Source organism: Burkholderia sp. KCJ3K979, assembly GCF_016759955.1.
Lineage (GTDB): Bacteria > Pseudomonadota > Gammaproteobacteria > Burkholderiales > Burkholderiaceae > Burkholderia > Burkholderia orbicola.
Genome location: NZ_JACFYV010000441.1, coordinates 1 through 908 on the forward strand (window position 1 = coordinate 1; position 908 = coordinate 908).

Below are 908 nucleotides of genomic sequence, written 5' to 3' on the forward strand. Positions count from 1 at the left end.
ACCGCCGATGCAGCTCCGCCAGCGACAGCTTCGTGCGAAACAGCCGCGCGAGACTGCGGCTCGCATAGGTGTCGACGTCGCCCGGCACGGTCCAGCGATACGCATCCATCTCGGGAATCATCGAGCCGTCGCGACGGCTCGGAAACAGCGACGTGCACGTACACCGCGCGGGATCGATCTCGCCTTCGGCCACCTGCACCGCGAACAGGTGCAGGTCCTTGTCGTGCCGGTACGCGAAGCGGCCGAGATCGAGCAAGCGTGCCGGCGCGAACTCGATGCCGGTTTCCTCGAGCAGTTCGCGCAGCGCGGCGTCGGCCGGCGTCTCGCCCGGTTCGCCCTGCCCCTTCGGGATGTCCCAGTGTGTGGTGTCCGTCGCGTGCGCGAGGAACACGCGGCCGGCCGTATCGAGGATCACGACGCCGCACGACACCGTGCGCGGCGCGCCGCCCCGTTTCATCATGCGCGTGCTCAGCGCTTCTGCAACTGCCACTTGCCCGCGGCCGTCTTGCAGTAGACGGGCTTGAGCGTCATCGTCTGACCCTTCGCGGCGATCTCGGTCGCGATTTCGCGGCAGGTCTTGCCGTCCGTCTCGGTCGTGCTCGGCGTGAGCTTCGCGTCGATCTGCGTGCCGCGGCCGTTGCTCTGCCAGGTCGTGGTTTCGCCGTCCTTGCCTTCGTCGCGCGCCTGCACGACCGCCTTGGAGAGCGACGCGCGATCGGTCTTGCTGAAATAGCTGATCGGCGTGTCGTTCAGGAAATTCAGGTTGTTCTGCGCATGGGCGGGCAGCATCGCGGCTGCGCACGCGGCGCCGGCCAGCACACGCGTGACGATGGAAAGGGATGCACGCATCGACATGTTTTTCTCCTTGGATGTTCGATCGAACGGCGTGGCGCATGCCGGCGGACCGG

General features: G+C 67.1%; 2 protein-coding genes. Both read right to left on the bottom strand.

What is annotated here, in order from left to right:
• On the bottom strand, positions 1-457 hold a 457-nt coding region (locus H3O04_RS35500; RefSeq protein ID WP_202589530.1), incomplete at its 3' end, for an NUDIX hydrolase.
• A gap of 11 nt (positions 458-468) precedes the next feature.
• Complete coding sequence (locus H3O04_RS35505) at positions 469-855, bottom strand: hypothetical protein (protein ID WP_011545185.1); 387 nt, start codon at positions 853-855, stop codon at positions 469-471.
• Positions 856-908 lie beyond the last annotated feature (53 nt).